Source organism: Pseudomonas oryzihabitans (assembly GCF_014522265.1).
In the GTDB taxonomy this organism is placed as follows: Bacteria; Pseudomonadota; Gammaproteobacteria; order Pseudomonadales; family Pseudomonadaceae; genus Chryseomonas; species Chryseomonas aestiva.
In genome coordinates this window covers 4,252,532-4,268,071 of the sequence record NZ_CP017024.1, presented here as the reverse complement: position 1 = coordinate 4,268,071, position 15,540 = coordinate 4,252,532, and the positions used below count along the sequence as shown (strand labels likewise).

Sequence of the window (15,540 nt, the reverse complement as noted above, 5' to 3'; positions counted from 1 at the left end):
CTGCGACCAAGCGAAGCGGCCAGGGCGTAGAGGTCGCCGGGATAGAGCGGGGCAGGGGAGGCGGCCGGCGGCAGCGGCTGGCACGCGGCTGTTGGGTGGCGCTGAGGAAACGACCCCTTGCGCCAGGGGAGGAGCGATGGCACCTCGGAACCCGCTTGCCGTCGGCGACCTCTACGAAGGCAAGCGGCGGCCCTTGGGATCGCCAGAATCCTTCCCGAACGGACCGCGCAGGAGCACTTCGAGCATGACCATGGAATCCTCCCCTGCAACCGCGACGCTCAAACGCGCCATCACCCTGCCCATGCTGCTGTTCTTCATCCTCGGCGACGTCCTGGGTGCGGGGGTCTATGCCTTGGCGGGTACCATCGCCGGCCGGGTCGGCGGCGCCATCTGGGCGCCCTTGCTAGTTGCCTTGCTGTTCGCCCTCCTGACCGCGGCGTCCTATGCCGAGCTGGTCACCAAGTACCCCAGGGCGGGGGGCGCGGCGGTGTTCGCCGAGAGAGCCTTCGGGCAGCCCTGGCTGTCCTTCCTGGTGGGCTTCTCGATGCTGGCCGCCGGGGTTACCAGTGCGGCAGGGTTGGCGGTGGCCTTTGCCGGTGGCTATCTGCAGGCACTGGTGCCCTGGCCCGCCAGTTGGGTCTGCCTGGCCTTCCTGGTGCTCATCGGCCTGCTCAATGCCCGGGGCATCAGGGAATCGCTGTCGGTCAATCTGGTGATGACCCTGATCGAGCTGTCAGGCCTGGTGATCGTCGTCGCGGCGGCGGCCTGGTTCGTCGTCCAGGGACAGGGCGAGCCGGCGCGGCTACTGGAAGTGGACGCGCCCTCGGCCACCGTGGCCATCCTCGGTGCCTCGCTGCTGGCCTTCTATTCCTTCGTCGGCTTCGAGACCTCGGCCAATCTGGCGGAGGAAGTGCGTGACGTCAGCCGCGTCTATCCGCGAGCGCTGTTTGGCGCCCTGGTCATCGCCGGCATCGTTTACATGCTGGTGGGCGCCGGCGCCGCCCTGGTGCTGCCGGTCGACCAGCTCAAGGCGTCGGGCGCACCGCTGATGGACGTGCTCGGTGCCTCGGGCCTGGGGGTGCCGACCCGGGTGTTCGCCGTCATCGCCCTCATCGCCGTGGCCAACGGCGCACTGCTGACCATGATCATGGCCAGCCGCCTGGCCTATGGCATGGCCCGCCAGGGCCTGCTGCCGCCGGTGCTCGGCCGGGTGCTGCCACGGCGACAGACCCCCGGGATCGCCATCCTCGCCACCACCGCGGTGGCCATCGCCCTGACCTATACCAGTACCCTGGATGTGCTGGCCGAAACCGTGGTGCTACTGCTCCTGGTGGTGTTCATCAGCACCAACCTGGCGGTGCTGGTGCTCAAGCGCGACCGGGTCGAGCATGCGCATTTCCGCGTCCACTGGCTCTTTCCGGTACTGGCCCTAGGCTCCTGTGCGCTACTGCTGGCCCAGCAGGGCGCCGCGACCTGGTGGCGCGCCGGGCTGATGCTGCTGGTGGGCGTGGCGCTCTATGGGCTGACGCGGCTGGCCGGTTCGCACCGGGTCAACGCCTAGGCGCCCACCAGGGCGTAGAGGGTCCGCATGTCGGCTGGCTTGGTCAGGTGATGATCGAAGCCGGCCGCCAGGGCCTCGGCCTGGTCCTGGGGCTGGCCCCAGCCGGTCATCGCGATCAGCCTGACCGCCTGGCCGTCCGGGGTGGCGCGGATCGCCCGGGCCAGCTGGTGACCGGTCAGGCCGGGCATGCCGATGTCGGAGATGACGATCTCGGGGCCATAGCTCTGGAACAGCGTCAGGGCTTGCTGGCCATCGTAGGCGACCCGCACTTCGTGGCCATCCAGCTCGAGGAGTTCGGCGATGGTGTCGGCGATGTCGGGGTTGTCGTCGGCGACCAGGATCCGGCGAGTGGCGGGCGCTGCCGAGGCGGCGGCCACGGTCTCCAGCGCGCTGGTGGGTGGCGCCACCGTCAGCGGCAGGCTCACGGTGAAGCGGCTGCCCTGACCCAGGCCGGCGCTGGTCACGGTGATGTCGCCACCCTGCAACCGCGCCAGTTCGCGGGAAAGGGCCAGGCCGATGCCCAGCCCGGGCGAGCGCTCGGTAAGGCGCGGATCGAGCTGGCCGAACATCTGGAACAGGTCCGCCAGGCGCTCGGGGGCGATGCCGATGCCGTTGTCGGCGATGTCTACCCGCACCTCGGTCTCGCTCGCCTGCACGGCGAGGGTGATCCGGCCTCCTGCCGGGGTGTAACGGGCGGCGTTGCCCAGCAGATTGATGAAGATCTGCTCCAGGCGCAGCGGATCGGCATGCAGCCAGAGGGGCGCCTCAGGCAAGTGCAGCGCGAAGGTCTGGCGCTTCTCCTGCATGGGCGCCAGGGTCGCCTCGGCGGCGGCCTGGAGTACCGTCTGCAGGGTGACGACGGCGTTGTGCAGGGTGATGCGGCCAAAGGTGATGCGCGAGATGTCCAGCAGATCGTTGAGCAGGGCGCCCATGCGTTCCACCTGTCGCTCGATGGTCTGGCAACTGCGCTGCTGCTGTTCGGCCGAGGCCTGGGGCGCGGCGATCAGCGCCGCCGCCTGGCGAATGGGGGCCAGCGGATTGCGCAATTCATGGGCCAGCACGGCGAGGAATTCGTCCTTTTGCCGGTCGTTGTCGCGCAGCTGTTGCTCCTGGCGCTTGCGCTTGCTGATGTCGAGAAACCAGACCGCCACGTTGCCGTCGAAGGGCGTGGCGCTGATCTGCAGCCAGCAACTGGCGCCGCTGGCATCGGCACCTTGCACTTCGACGGACCAGGCCGCCTCACCGGCCTGGTGCTCCGCACAGAGCTGCAGGATCCGCGCACTGGCCCAGGGCAGGCGGGCGTTCGCAGCGCTGCCGTCGAGGTCCAGGGTGGTGGCGCCGATGGGGTTGAGATAGTCCCAGTTGAAGGCACCCGCGGCAGCGGGCACGGCGATGCCGAAGGAGACCTGGGAGCTTTCCAGGGCCACCCGCAACCGGCGTTGCGACCGCAGGGCGGCCTCCTGGATGCGGGCGCGGTCGATCACCAGCACCGCCTTGGAGGCGCACAGGTCGGCCAGGCGCTGCTGGCGCGGCGTGGGTTCCCGGGCTTCCGGCAGGTGGACGGTGATGGCGCCGAGCGTGCCGTGCAGGGTACTGCGCAGGGGCACGGCATGCAGGGCGGCGAAGCCCAGGCGCTGGCCCAGGGCGGCCAGGGCGGCGAACTCGGGTGCGGCCGCCAGCGCCGGCACCACCACCCGGGCATCGCTGCGCAGCGCGGCGGCACAGGCGCTTTCCGCCAGGGGCAGGGTGGCCAGCTGCGCCTGATCTTCCGCCGAGAAACCGGCCGCGAAATACAGCTGCGGCGGCTTGCCGTCTTCCAGTAGCGAGACGCAGCCGAGGGACGTCTGGTGGAAGCGACAGAGGACCGCGAGGATCTCCTGCAATTGCTGCGGCAGCGAGGGCAACTGCAGCAGACGATGATTGAGCCGCTGCAGGACCTCCAGGTCGGCGACCTGCAGTTGCAGCTGCTCCTGGCTCAGTTGCAGGTTGCGCAGGTAGTCGTCGCGTTCCTCTTCGATCAGCCGGCGGGCTTCGGCCGCGGTCAGCAGCGCTTCGCCCACCTGGCGGATCTCCAGCACGTCGCTGTCGGGCAGCACCGGCGGCAGGCGCTGCCCCAGCGCCTGGGCGGCCTCTTGCAGTGCCTGCACCGGCCGGCTGATCCGCCGCGACAGCAGCAGGGCCATCGCCCAGGCGAAGACCACCGACAGCACCAGGCCGCCGCCATAGAGCGCGAAGGAGCGATTGGCGGCTGCGGCCACCTCTTCGGTGGGGATCGCCGTGGTTACGGTCCAGCCGGAATCGGGCAGGCGCACGAAGGCCGTATAGACCTCGTGACCTTCCCGGGTGCGGGCGGTACCGACGCCTTCTTCGCCGGGCTGGGCCAGGATCTCGGCCAGAGCTGGCAGGGCCGGCTCGCCCAGGCTCTCCTCGTGCAGGCTGGTACGGGCGACGCGCAGGCCATGGCGATCGAATACCGAGCCCACCCAGGCTTTGGGCAGGGCGCGGGCCATGCGCGCTGCGCGGATGCTCTCCGGTGTCATCACCGCGGTCAGCACGAAAATCAGCCGACCTTCGCGCAGCACCGGGACCCGGATCGGAAAGGCCAGCAGCCCGGCGGGGCCGCGGCCCAGTTGCCCGATCACCGGCCGGCGCTGGGCGAGCACTTCGGCAAAGCTGTCCGGTTCGGCGAGAGGACCGCCTGCGGGCCGATTGACGCTCGATATCCGCCGGACGACCTCGCCCTCCGGCGTGGCGAGCAGCACCGTTCGCCAGCCTGGCACCAGCGGCAGGATGCGCCCGACCAGGGTGTCGAAATCGCTCAGGTCACCCGTCCGCAACAGGGGCGACTCGGCCAATGCCTGGAGAATGGTCACCGAGCGGCGCAATTCGCTTTCGATGGTGGTGGCCGCCTGGCGGCTGGACTCCAGGGCTCGCTGTTCGGCTTCGTGCTGCTGGTGTTGGACGAGCAGCCAAAGCCCCAGGCCGGCCACCAGCGCCAGGGGCACGATTCCGGCGAAGGCGATGGCCAGCAGGCGATTGCGCAAGGGGACCAGACGCGCAGGGCGAAGCTTCGTCGGCGGCATGGGGATTTCGATTGAGGAAAAGGCTCATTCTAGCCCGACTGCGCATGGCAATTGGCCAGGGCGGCGGCTGCTCGTCAGCTGGCTGCATCCCCCTGGAGCCCGCGTCGGCTCTAGCCTGCAGCTCCTGGCGGGTGCGCCGTCGATCGCCGATGGGTGGCTATTCAGCCAGTGACGGTAGCGCCGAACAGAAGGGGTGAACATGCCTTTCCTGACTGGAGTCGCGCCATGCGTACCCTGAAATTGTCGGCCCGCTCGGCCGTGTGCTTTGCCGCCGTTACCCTGTTGCTGCTGGTGCTGGCGGTCACCTCGGCCGTGGGCCTCAACGCGCTGTACAAAGCTGAGCAGGATGTCGAGACCAACTGGATGGCCAGCATCGCCCAGACGGCGAAGATAGACTCCCTCGTTCTCAGGCTGCGTCTGGAAACCCTGCGCATGGTGGCCTCTGAAGACGAGCAGATGAAGCAGACCGCCGCGGCGACCATCGCCCAGGCGCGCGGCCATCTGCAGCAGGAGGTGGCGGCCTACCAGGCCCTGGTGGCTTCGCCTGAGGAGCAGCGGTTGGCCGATGCCGTGTCCGCCGGCGCCAAGCTCTACGATGCCCGCCTCGACGAGATCGTCACCCTCGCCCGGACCCGTCCGGCCAGCGAAGGGACCGCCTACGTCAATGCCAACATCCGGCCGCTGACCAACGATCTGCAAGAGAAGATCGTGGCCCTGGCGGACTTCAACCAGCGCGGCGCCAAGCAGGCCGGCGAACTGGCGACCCAGACCTACAGCCATAACCTCTGGCTGCTCGGGATCATCTCCGCCGTGGCCGTGGTGCTCACCGTGGTGCTGGCCACGCTCTATACCCGCAGCATCCTGCAGCCGCTGCGCCAGGTGCTGGCCGTCAACCGCCGCATTGCCGAGGGTGATCTGCGGGTCGCGGCCGTGGCAGAGGGCCGCGACGAAATGGCCGACCTGATGCGCGCCACGGTGCAGATGCAGCAGACCCTGCGCGATACCGTCAGCCACATCGGCGAAGCCTCGACGCAGCTGGCGTCCGCCGCCGAAGAGATGAACGCCGTGACCGAAGAGGGCAGCCGTGGGCTGCAACGGCAGAACAGCGAAGTGGAGCAGGCGGCTACCGCGGTCAACGAGATGACCGCCGCCGTCGAGGAGGTGGCGCGCAACGCCGCCTCGGCCTCGACGTCCGCGCAACAGTCGGAGCGCTCGACCGGTCTGGGCGCGGCTCGCGTCACCGAGACCGTCAACGCCATCCAGTCGCTGACCGGCACCGTGTCCCATACCAGCGAGCAGATCGTCGCCCTGGCCGGGCAGGCGCAAGGCATCGCCACCGTGGTCGACGTGATCCGCGGCATCGCTGAGCAGACCAACCTGCTGGCGCTGAACGCCGCCATCGAGGCCGCCCGGGCTGGCGAACAGGGCCGTGGCTTCGCCGTGGTCGCCGACGAGGTGCGGGCCCTGGCCCACAGAACGCAGGAATCCACCCGCGAGATCGAGCAGATGATCGGCGGCATCCAGAGTGGTTCGGAAGGCGCTGTCCAGGCCATGCAACGCAGCCGCGACGAGGCTACCGCCACCCTGAAGATTGCCAACGAAGCGGGCGCGGCCCTGGAGGAGATTGCCCGCTCCATCACCGAGATCAACGAGCGCAATTTCCTCATCGCCACGGCCTCGGAAGAGCAGGCCCAGGTCGCCCGGTCGGTGGACCAGAATCTGGTCAGCATCCGCGACCTGTCGATCCAGACCTCGGCCGGGGCGCACCAGACCGCCGCCGCCGCCCATGAGGTCTCGCGCCTGGCGGTGGACATGAATCGCCTGGTCGGCCGGTTCTCGGTCTGATCCGACTGAACGGTGGTGAAAGGCCCTGCCGAGCGCTCCTCGGCAGGGCCTTTGCATTTCTGGCGTGCGGGCAGGGGATCAATGGACGGGAACCCGCCCGGGGGCCCAGGGGGTCTGCAGCCCACTACTCCAGGAGAGATGGCCATGTACCTCGTCCAGTTGCTGCTACCCCTGAACGACAATGACGGCCAGCGCCTGTCCGGGGCGCTGTTCCAGGAGGTGCGCGAGGAACTGGTCGCGCGCTTCGGCGGGCTGACCGCCTTCAGCCGGGCCCCGGTGGAGGGCCTGTGCCAGGACGAGGCGCAGCGCGTCGAGGACGACGAGCTGCTGGTCTACGAGGTCATGACCGAGGCCCTGGATCGAGCCTGGTGGGAAGGCTATCGGCACGGTCTGGAAAAGGCCTTTCGCCAGCGCGAGATCATGATCCGCGCCCAGCCGACGGAGCGGCTCTAGCCGTCCGCCAGCACCACCCGGGCCCGCCCGGCGCGCTTGGCCTGGTACAGGGCGCCATCGGCGCGGCGGATCAGTTCGTGGACGTTGAGGCTGCCGGCGGCGCCGTGGGCGATGCCGATGGAAGAGGTGGTCGCCAGGCGGATGTCCTGCAGCGTCCAGGGCTCCTGCAGGGCCAGGCAGAGGCGCTCGGCCAGGGCCAGGGCGGTGGTGGCGGAGGTGTCGCGCAGGAAGACTATGAATTCGTCTCCACCGATCCGCCCGAGCAGATCGTCCGGGCGCAGGCAGGCGCTGACCCGGGTGACGAAGGCCACCAGCAGGCGATCTCCCACCTCGTGGCCGAATTCGTCGTTGATCGCCTTGAACCTGTCCAGGTCGAGGTAGAACAGGGCGCACTCCGCCTGGGAGGAGGCGGCCGCCAGGTGACCGACGATCTGGTCGAGGATGCTGCGTCGATTGGGGATGCCGGTCAGGGTATCCAGGTAGGCCAGGGACTTGAAACGTCTTTCGCTGTCCTGCAGGGCGGTCTCCGCCAGTTTGCGCTCGGTGACATTGCGACTGACGATGGTCAGCAGCTGGCGTCCGCCCTGTGCATCGAAGTGAGGCGTCTTGATCACTTCCCAGGTATTGATGCGTCCATCCGGCCCCATGAAGGACTTCTCGATCTGCGTGGCCACACCGTTGCGCCAGGCGCGCTCGTCGGTCTCGATGTTGTAGGCGAAGGCCTGGGCATGATCCGGAAACAGCTCGATCAATTCGGCATCGGTGATGCCCACGTAGTCGAAGCCGAGCATGGCGTAGGCCTCGAGCACGATGCGATTGACGAACAACCAGCGCCCGCGGCCATCCTTGGCGATGATGAATTCCTGGATCGAATCGAGGAGGGCGCGCAGATCGACATCGGAATCGGCAGGAGACATGGGCAGGGCCTGGCAGTCGCGTGGGTTTTCAGGCTATCGGCCCGCCAGCCTGGAAAATGAGGCCCTTCATCAGGTCACCCGTCGTCTGGCGCAGACCGGCGGCAGGCGCAGTGGCGCGGAGCGGCTGCCGACGAATGGCAGTGGTCGCCAGGTACTGCCTTTGACGGCCGCAAGCGGAGCGGCACCGTTCCGGCGCGGGCTCGGCCAGGAACCAAGGCCTTTTCCGCAGGCCGAACGAGGTATTCATCAGCTGCCAGATGTGCCCTTCATGCAGACCACGACAAGAGCCGTTACCGGCCAGTACGCCGCCTCGAATCCGCTCAACCTGCAACCGGCCCGATCGCTCTATCAGGAATTGCTGGTGGAGCACCCGGGCGTCAGGGCGCAGGAGAGGGCTCGACGCTTTCTCGACGACCAACTGCAGGCGGTATCTGGCATGACCACCGACCTGCCGGAAGACCCCGAGGGCCTGGAAGGCTGGGTGCTGGAGAACAACGCCCGGGTCGGCGCCCGGTACCAGGACTACCTGGCGGCCCGCAAGGCTGGTGCGCCGCGCCGCTACTTCGGCAGCAAGGCCCATGCGCTGTACTTCCTGCGTGGCGTGGCACCCACCAAGCTGGTGGATGGCGCCTGGCTCTATGGCACGCTCGCCCACTGGGACGACCTGCGCTATCGGGCGGCCATCCAGATCTATCTGGAAGAACTGGGCGACGGCCAGCCGGACAAGAACCATGTGGTGCTCTATCGCAAGCTGCTGGCCAGTCACGGCTGCGAAGATTTCTCGCAGCTGAGCGACGAGCACTATGTCCAGGGCGCGATTCAGCTGGCCCTGGCCCATAACGCCGATCACTACCTGCCCGAGGTGCTCGGCTTCAATCTGGGTTACGAGCAGTTACCGTTGCACCTGTTGATCACCTCTTACGAGCTTAACGAGCTGGGTATCGACCCCTATTACTTCACGCTGCATGTAACGGTCGACAATGCCGGTACCGGTCATGCGCGCAAGGCTCTGCAGGCGGTGCACGACGCCATGCCGGCCGAGGGCCGCGCCGCCTTCTACCAGCGCGTGGTGCAGGGCTACCTGCTCAATGAACTGGGCGCTGGTACCACCTCGGTGATCGGCAGCTTCGATCTGGAGCAGGCGGTGATCGAGGTGCTGGCGGAGAAGAGCACGGTTGGCCGCTATGTACATTCGGACTATTGCCGCATCGGCGGCCGCAGCGTCAGCGACTGGCTATGCGCTCCGGCGCAGATTCCCGACTTCCTCAAGGTGATGCAGGAGCAGGGCTGGATCAAGCGTCACGAGGACCCGGTCAACAGCCGCTTCTGGCGGCTGATCCAGGGCGAGCGTGCCGAGATGTTTGGCGTCTTCACCGCCTACGAGCAGCAACTGATCCACGACTGGATCGCCGGTGACTTCGTGCACAGCGGGGCCCGGAACCCGGCTGCCGCCGAGCGGGTGGCGGTGTCGCCGCGGCGCGAGGTGAGCTTTCGCGCGCGCCAGCGTCAGCAGGAGCGCCTGTGTCCGGCGCTGGAAGCCGAGCAGGGCACGGCGGCCAATGCCAGCAAGGCCCAGGCGAGCTACTTCGATCGCGATGAGGTCGCGCTGGAGCAGCGGCTGGCGAGCCAGCCCAGTCGTGCGGCCGCCATGGCGCTGCTGGTAGAGCAACTGTCACCGGCGCGCCATCACAGCCGTGCCGGCCTGCTGGCGACGCGGCTGTTCGTCTCCCTGTTGAGCTGACCCCTGTTCAAGGACCCGCGAGGGTCCTTTTTCCTTTCGACTGTCATTGAAGGAACCATTTATGACGGCCATGGAACACCCCGAACGCACCGCGACCAGCCCTGCCGCGGCCGCTGCCCTGAAACTGCTGATCGAAACGCTGCGCGCAGCGGACTATCACTTCATCACGCCCACCCCGGCCTCCCACGCGCGGGTCAATGCCCGGCCAGGCAACGCCTGGGCGCGGGATCTGCAGGGCATCTTCGGCTGGAGCCGGCCGTTTTCCCCCGAGCTGCTGCCCGGCTCTCTGGTCGACATACTGGCGGCCGCCGAGCTGCTGACCGCAGTGCCGAGTGGCTGGCGCAGCCGGGTGCGGGTGTCGAGCCTGGGCGACCAGTTGTTCGTGCATTCCGCCTATCCCACCGAGGACGCCGATGCGGTGTTCTTTGGCCCCGACACCTATCGCTATGCCAATGCCCTGGAAGCCCAGCTGCGCTTCGAGACCGGTGACATCCGCCGCGCCGTGGACATCGGCAGCGGTGCCGGTCCGGGTGCTATCCTGGTCGCCCTGGCGCGGCCCGATGCCGAGGTGCTGGCGGTGGACATCAACGAGCGCGCCCTGGCCCTGACCCGGACCAACGCCGAACTGGCCGGGGCCGAGAATGTCAGCGCGTGCTACAGCAACCTGCTGAACGATGTGGCGGGCGACTTCGATTTCATCCTGTCCAATCCGCCCTATCTGGTCGATCCCGGCGAGCGTGCCTATCGCCATGGTGGTGGTCCCCTCGGGGCCGGCCTGTCCCTGGCCATCCTGGACACGGCGCTGCAGCGCCTGGCGCCAGGCGGCACCCTGCTGCTCTATACCGGCGTCGCCATGGTCGATGGCCGTGATCCATTCCTGGAAGAAGTCCGCACCCGCCTGGACGGCCAGGACGTGGCCTGGCGCTATCGCGAGCTGGATCCGGATGTCTTCGGCGAAGAGTTGGAGGCAGGGGTCTACGCCCATACCGATCGTATCGCCGCCGTGGTCCTTACGGTAACCCGGTCGCACTGAAGGCGTACGCCAACGGCTACACTGGCGGGCGCTGCTATTACCCGCCCGTGTCCCGGAGTCCGCCATGCAACTGCTGCTGAACCAGACCTCGCCCTATGCCCGCGCCGCGCGCGTCACCGCTTTGGAAGCCGGCTTTGGCGAGCGACTGGCGCTGGTGTGGAGCGACCCCTGGAACGAGGACGCGCAGCTGTTGGCCGCCAATCCGGCCAACAAGGTGCCGGTGCTGATCACCGATGAGGGTGTGACCCTCGGCGAGACTCTGCTGATCTGCATCCATTTGCACCAGCTGGGCGGCGGCAACCCGCTTGCGGCCGAACGCCTGCAATTGGCCGGCCTGGGCCAGGGCCTGATCGACGCCGCCTTCGGCACGGTGATCGCCCGCAAGCAGGGCGGTGCGGCCCAGGATGAATCGGTGCTGGGCGCTCGCCGGCTGGCGGCCATCGGGCGCCTGCTGGCGCGCCTGGACCAGTCTTCCACCCTGGATGCAGAGGACCTTGATTTCAGCCACTACCTGGTAGCGGTCGGGCTCGACTACCTGAGCTTTCGGCTGCCGGAAATCGACGGGTCCGCGCACCTGCGGCTGGTGGCCTTTCACCAGCGGCTCCTGGCGCGTCCCAGCTTTGCCGCGACGAGCTTCCAGTAAGGCAAAAAGCCCACGCGGCGGCCCCCGCCAACCGCGTGGGCAAGCCCTAGAGCTCGATCAGGATCTTCAGCTGGGTCCCGGCCTTGTCCAGCAAGGCTTCGAAGCCCTGTTCCACCACGTCGTCCAGCGCGATGTGGCGGGTCACGACCTTCTCGGCCGGCAGTTGGCCGCTGGCGATCAGGGCCGCCACCTGGGGCCACATCAGGGTCGAGTAGCACCAGGAGCCGCGCAGGTCGACGTCCTTGTAGGTCAGGGTGAAGCCATCCAGCGCCGGGGGCTTGCCCTGCATCCCCACCTGGACCACCACGCCCTGGCGGCGGACCGCCTCCAGGCACAGCCCCAGCGGTGCCTCGGCGCCCACGCATTCGAAGGCCACATCCACCCCCACGCCCCCGGCGGTGCGGGCACGCACCTCGCGCAGCACATCGGTGCTGCCGGGATTCAGGGTGATGAGCCCCTCCACCAGGCGGTGGGCCATCTCCAGGCGGTTGTCGTTGAGGTCCACCAGGAAGATCCGCGTGGCACCCGCCGCGCGGGCAGCCATGACCTGCAGCTGGCCGATGGGCCCGGCACCGGCCACCAGCACGCTGTCGCCGGGCTTCACGCCGCCCCGGTGAGTGGCATAGACGGTCACCGCCGTGGGTTCGATCAGCGCCGCGTGCTCGGTGCTGAGATCGTCCGGCATGGGGATGGCGTTGTAGTCCTCCACCAGGGAGTACTCGGCCATGCCGCCCCAGGGATGGGACAGGCCGATGATGGCCAGCTGTTCGCTGAGCTGGTACTGGCCGCGGCGGCCATAGTAGTCGTCCCGTGGCGAGACCATGGGCTGGATGGAGACCCGGTCACCGGGTTTCACCGACGTCACCTCGCTGCCCACGGCCTCCACCACGCCGGAATACTCGTGGCCGAGGATCTGCGGCACCTTACCGCCGGTGTAGCTGTGCGGCGCGGTAGGAATGAAGATGGGACCGCCAAGGTACTCGTGCAGGTCGGTACCGCAGATGCCGCAGAACTGGTTTTTCACCAGGACCTGGGTAGGACCCGGCTCGCCGGGGGCTGGGACGTCTTCCACCCGGATGTCGCGGGCGGCATGGAAACGGGCTGCTTTCATCGTGAGGCTCCTCTAGCGTTCGCAGCGGGGCAGGAAGGCCTGGATCAGGACATTGACCCGGTCCGCGGCCTCCATCTGCACCATATGGCCCTGGCCTTCCAGGATCTCGACCTGGACGGTTCCGGGCAGGCCTTCGGCATGCTGGACCGGAATGATGGCGTCGGCCTTGCCCCAGATCACCAGGGCGGGCAGATCGCCGTCGAGTGCCTGGCGCAGCACCTGGGCCTGCTGGCCATTGGGGAAGAGCGTGCCGGCCAGTCGCTTCAGAGCCTGGTCCACGCCTTCCAGGCGCTTGTACTTGAGCAGGTCTTCCAGCAGTGGCCGGGTGACCAGCCCGGGATCGCTGAACAGCAGGCTGACCGGTCCCTTGAGCTGGTTGCGGCTGGTGGCGGCGACGAAGCCTTCCAGGTAGGCGCCATTGATGTCCCGGCCCAGTCCCGCACTGCCGATCAGGACCAGGCCGGCGACCCGCTGCGGCGCCGTCTGCGCCAGTTGCAGGGCCACGGCGCCACCCATGGAGTGGCCGACGAGCACGGCGCGGGGGATGTCCAGATGGTCGAGCAGAGCCAGCACGGCGGCGCCCAGCTCGGCGAGATCCGCCGTGGCGAGCGTCTTGCCGGACTGGCCGTGACCCGGGAGGTCCAGGGCGATCACCCGGCGCCCGGCGGCCAGCGCCTCGTGGTTGAACAGCCAGTTGTCCAGATCGCCGGAAAAGCCGTGGATCAGCACCAGCGGCAGGCCGCCTGCACCGCGCTCCAGATAGCGCAGCGGCCGGCCGTCGAGTTCGATGCGCTGGGCCTGGGGACCGGCATCGGCGGCGTCTTCGCCACCAGGCACGAACTCCTCCTGGAAGCGCGCGATCACCGCCTCGATCTCTTCGTCGCTGGCCTCGCCTTCCACCACGATGGCCAGCAGGGCGCCTACCGCAAGGGTCTCGTCCTCGCGGGCCAGGCAGCGGCGCAGGGTGCCGGAGAAGGGCGCCTCGACGCTGCTGCTGATCTTGTCGGTCTCGACATCGAGCACCTCGTCGCCCTTGGTGATGCTGTCGCCTTCGGTCTTGAGCCAGGCGTTGACCCGACCTTCGCTCATGGACAGGCCCCACTTGGGCATTGTCAGGGTATGGATCTGGCTCATGCGGCCTGCCTCCCTTGGGTGATCTTCAGTACGGCGCACTCGATCTTGGCCGCATCGGGGATATAGAGGTCTTCCAGCGCATCGGAGAAGGGCACCGGGGTGTGCGGCGCCGTGACCAGCTGTACCGGGGCGCGCAGGTCGTCGAAGGCGTGCTCGGCAAGCAGGGCGGCGATGTCGGTGGCCACCGAGCAGCGCGGATTGGCCTCGTCGATGACCACCGCGCGGCCGGTCTTCTCGACGCTTTCCAGGATGCTGTCGCGATCCAGCGGGCTGGTGGTACGCAGGTCCAGCACCTCGCAGGAGACGCCCTGGCGCGCCAGGTTGCTGGCGGCCTCCATGGCCAGGTGCACCATGCGGCCGTAGGTGATGAGGCTGACGTCGTCGCCCTCACGCAAAAAGCTGGCCTCGCCGAAGGGGATGGCGTAGGACTCCTCTGGCACCTCGCCCTGCATCCCGTAGAGCAGCTTGTGCTCGCAGAAGATCACCGGGTCATTGTCGCGGATGGCCTGGATCAGCAGGCCCTTGGCATCATAGGGGGTGGCCGGGCAGACCACCTTGAGGCCGGGGATATGGGTCCACCAGGAAGTGAGCATCTGCGAATGCTGGGCGGCGGCGCGGAGGCCCGCGCCGACCATGGTCCGCAGCACCAGCGGGGTGACCGCCTTGCCGCCGAACATGTAGCGGAATTTGGCCGCCTGATTGAGGATCTGGTCCAGGCAGCAGCCGGCGAAGTCGACGAACATCAGTTCGCATACCGGCCGGGTGCCGCGGGCGGCGGCGCCCACCGCCGCGCCGACGTAGCCGAGCTCCGACAGCGGGGTGTCCAGCACCCGCCCGGGAAATTTGTGGTAGAGGCCCTTGGTGACCCCGAGCACGCCGCCCCAGGCGTCCTGCTCGCCAGGCGCGCCCGCACCGCCGGCGTTGTCTTCGCCCATGAGGAAGACGGTGGGGTCGCGGCGCATCTCCTGTTCCAGGGCTTCGTTGATGGCTTGCTGGTAGCTGATCTTTCTGGCCATGGTGGCGCTCCTTGTTGTTTTCCGATCAGGCGTAGGTGACGTAGACGTCACTGAGCAGGTCTTCCGGGCCGGGCTTGGGATCGGCCTTGGCCTTGCGCACGGCGTCTTCGATGAGCTGTTCCACCTCCTGGTCGATGCTGTCGAGCAGGGCGGGCTGGAGTTGGCCGGAGCGCGTCACCCGCTCGCGGAATTGCATCAGGCAGTCGCGCTGCTCCCGGGCCTGCTTGACCTCGTTGGGATCGCGATAGGTCTGGGCGTCGCCCTCGAAGTGGCCGAAGTAGCGGGTGAACTTCACCTCGATCAGCGAGGGGCCTTCGCCGGCCCGGGCGCGGGCCACGGCGGCCGCGGCGGCTTCATGGACGGCGAAGAAGTCGAAGCCGTCCACCGTCACCCCGGGCATGCCGAAGCCGGCGGCGCGATCGGCGATGTGGTCGCAGGCCACCGACCAGTTCGAGGCGGTGGCCTCGGCGTAGCCGTTGTTCTCGGCGACGAAGATGCACGGCAGATTCCACACCGAGGCCAGATTCATGGCCTCGAACACCGCACCCTCGTTGGAGCCGCCGTCACCGAAGAAGGCCACGGCAACGGCGTCGCTGCCCTTGAGCTTGGCGGCCAGGGCGGCGCCGGCGGCCAGCGGGGCGCCGGCCCCGACGATGCCGTTGGCACCGAGCATGCCCTTTTCCAGGTCGGCGATGTGCATGGAGCCACCCTTGCCCTGGCAGACCCCGGTCTTCTTGCCGTAGATCTCGGCCATCATGCCGTAGACGTCCACGCCCTTGGCGATGCAATGGCCGTGGCCGCGGTGGGTGGAGGCGATGCTGTCCTCGTGGCCCAGGTGAGCCATGACACCGGCGGCCGAGGCCTCCTCGCCGGCATAGAGGTGGACGAAGCCGGGAATCTCGCCGGTGGCGAATTCCACGTGCAGCCGCTCTTCGAAGACGCGGATGGTGCGCATCACCCGGTAGGCATGGCTCAGGTTTTCGACGCTTACGGTCTCGCTCAT

General features: G+C 68.1%; 12 protein-coding genes. 6 read left to right on the top strand and 6 right to left on the bottom strand.

Annotation, left to right across the window (positions count from 1 at the left end; genetic code table 11):
* The first annotated feature begins 244 nt into the window (after positions 1-244).
* Positions 245-1,561: an APC family permease gene (locus BGI51_RS19770; protein ID WP_405046431.1), complete on the top strand. Its 1,317-nt coding sequence runs from the start codon at positions 245-247 to the stop codon at positions 1,559-1,561.
* Here BGI51_RS19770 and BGI51_RS19765 read toward each other — a convergent pair.
* Entirely contained in the window at positions 1,558-4,644 is a 3,087-nt protein-coding gene (locus tag BGI51_RS19765) for a hybrid sensor histidine kinase/response regulator (RefSeq protein WP_187979454.1), read from the bottom strand. The genes BGI51_RS19770 and BGI51_RS19765 overlap by 4 nt on opposite strands.
* 225 nt (positions 4,645-4,869) lie before the next feature.
* Between BGI51_RS19765 and BGI51_RS19760 the strand changes: the two genes are divergently transcribed.
* Positions 4,870-6,489 (top strand): methyl-accepting chemotaxis protein, encoded by a 1,620-nt coding sequence (locus BGI51_RS19760; protein ID WP_187979453.1) that lies wholly within the window; start codon positions 4,870-4,872, stop codon positions 6,487-6,489.
* A 144-nt stretch (positions 6,490-6,633) separates the two neighbouring features.
* Entirely contained in the window at positions 6,634-6,942 is a 309-nt protein-coding gene (locus tag BGI51_RS19755) for a hypothetical protein (protein ID WP_187979452.1), read from the top strand.
* Here BGI51_RS19755 and BGI51_RS19750 read toward each other — a convergent pair.
* Positions 6,939-7,859: a sensor domain-containing diguanylate cyclase gene (locus tag BGI51_RS19750; RefSeq protein WP_187979451.1), complete on the bottom strand. Its 921-nt coding sequence runs from the start codon at positions 7,857-7,859 to the stop codon at positions 6,939-6,941. The two genes, BGI51_RS19755 and BGI51_RS19750, sit on opposite strands and share 4 nt — an antisense overlap.
* Before the next feature lie 268 nt (positions 7,860-8,127).
* Between BGI51_RS19750 and BGI51_RS19745 the strand changes: the two genes are divergently transcribed.
* The 3 genes from BGI51_RS19745 (at position 8,128) to BGI51_RS19735 (ending at position 11,276) form a co-directional block, all read left to right on the top strand.
* Positions 8,128-9,600, top strand: coding sequence for an iron-containing redox enzyme family protein (locus BGI51_RS19745; RefSeq protein WP_187979450.1), 1,473 nt, complete (start codon positions 8,128-8,130; stop codon positions 9,598-9,600).
* A 61-nt stretch (positions 9,601-9,661) separates the two neighbouring features.
* A complete protein-coding gene (locus tag BGI51_RS19740; RefSeq protein ID WP_187979449.1) occupies positions 9,662-10,633 on the top strand; it encodes a methyltransferase in 972 nt (323 codons plus the stop codon).
* Positions 10,634-10,697: 64 nt separating this feature from the next.
* Complete coding sequence (locus tag BGI51_RS19735; RefSeq protein WP_187979448.1) at positions 10,698-11,276, top strand: glutathione S-transferase N-terminal domain-containing protein; 579 nt, start codon at positions 10,698-10,700, stop codon at positions 11,274-11,276.
* 46 nt (positions 11,277-11,322) lie between these two features.
* Here the strand turns inward: BGI51_RS19735 and BGI51_RS19730 are convergent, their stop codons facing one another.
* The 4 genes from BGI51_RS19730 to BGI51_RS19715 are packed head-to-tail and all read right to left on the bottom strand — an operon-like array spanning position 11,323 to position 15,540.
* On the bottom strand, positions 11,323-12,387 hold the full coding sequence (locus tag BGI51_RS19730; RefSeq protein WP_187979447.1) for a 2,3-butanediol dehydrogenase: 1,065 nt from the start codon (positions 12,385-12,387) through the stop codon (positions 11,323-11,325).
* A gap of 12 nt (positions 12,388-12,399) precedes the next feature.
* Positions 12,400-13,521: an acetoin dehydrogenase dihydrolipoyllysine-residue acetyltransferase subunit gene (locus tag BGI51_RS19725; RefSeq protein ID WP_187979446.1), complete on the bottom strand. Its 1,122-nt coding sequence runs from the start codon at positions 13,519-13,521 to the stop codon at positions 12,400-12,402.
* Entirely contained in the window at positions 13,518-14,537 is a 1,020-nt protein-coding gene (locus BGI51_RS19720) for an alpha-ketoacid dehydrogenase subunit beta (protein ID WP_187979445.1), read from the bottom strand. Before BGI51_RS19720 ends, BGI51_RS19725 begins: the two co-directional genes overlap by 4 nt.
* 25 nt (positions 14,538-14,562) lie before the next feature.
* Entirely contained in the window at positions 14,563-15,540 is a 978-nt protein-coding gene (locus BGI51_RS19715; RefSeq protein ID WP_187979444.1) for a thiamine pyrophosphate-dependent dehydrogenase E1 component subunit alpha, read from the bottom strand.

Excerpts from the sequence above, each read along its gene's own strand:
- BGI51_RS19770 (WP_405046431.1), top strand. The coding sequence starts at position 245 with ATGACCATGGAATCCTCCCCTGCAACCGCGACGCTCAAACGCGCCATC.
- BGI51_RS19765 (WP_187979454.1), bottom strand. The coding sequence starts at position 4,644 with ATGCCGCCGACGAAGCTTCGCCCTGCGCGTCTGGTCCCCTTGCGCAAT.
- BGI51_RS19760 (WP_187979453.1), top strand. The coding sequence starts at position 4,870 with ATGCGTACCCTGAAATTGTCGGCCCGCTCGGCCGTGTGCTTTGCCGCC.
- BGI51_RS19755 (WP_187979452.1), top strand. The coding sequence starts at position 6,634 with ATGTACCTCGTCCAGTTGCTGCTACCCCTGAACGACAATGACGGCCAG.
- BGI51_RS19750 (WP_187979451.1), bottom strand. The coding sequence starts at position 7,859 with ATGTCTCCTGCCGATTCCGATGTCGATCTGCGCGCCCTCCTCGATTCG.
- BGI51_RS19745 (WP_187979450.1), top strand. The coding sequence starts at position 8,128 with ATGCAGACCACGACAAGAGCCGTTACCGGCCAGTACGCCGCCTCGAAT.
- BGI51_RS19740 (WP_187979449.1), top strand. The coding sequence starts at position 9,662 with ATGACGGCCATGGAACACCCCGAACGCACCGCGACCAGCCCTGCCGCG.
- BGI51_RS19735 (WP_187979448.1), top strand. The coding sequence starts at position 10,698 with ATGCAACTGCTGCTGAACCAGACCTCGCCCTATGCCCGCGCCGCGCGC.
- BGI51_RS19730 (WP_187979447.1), bottom strand. The coding sequence starts at position 12,387 with ATGAAAGCAGCCCGTTTCCATGCCGCCCGCGACATCCGGGTGGAAGAC.
- BGI51_RS19725 (WP_187979446.1), bottom strand. The coding sequence starts at position 13,521 with ATGAGCCAGATCCATACCCTGACAATGCCCAAGTGGGGCCTGTCCATG.
- BGI51_RS19720 (WP_187979445.1), bottom strand. The coding sequence starts at position 14,537 with ATGGCCAGAAAGATCAGCTACCAGCAAGCCATCAACGAAGCCCTGGAA.
- BGI51_RS19715 (WP_187979444.1), bottom strand. The coding sequence starts at position 15,540 with ATGAGCGAGACCGTAAGCGTCGAAAACCTGAGCCATGCCTACCGGGTG.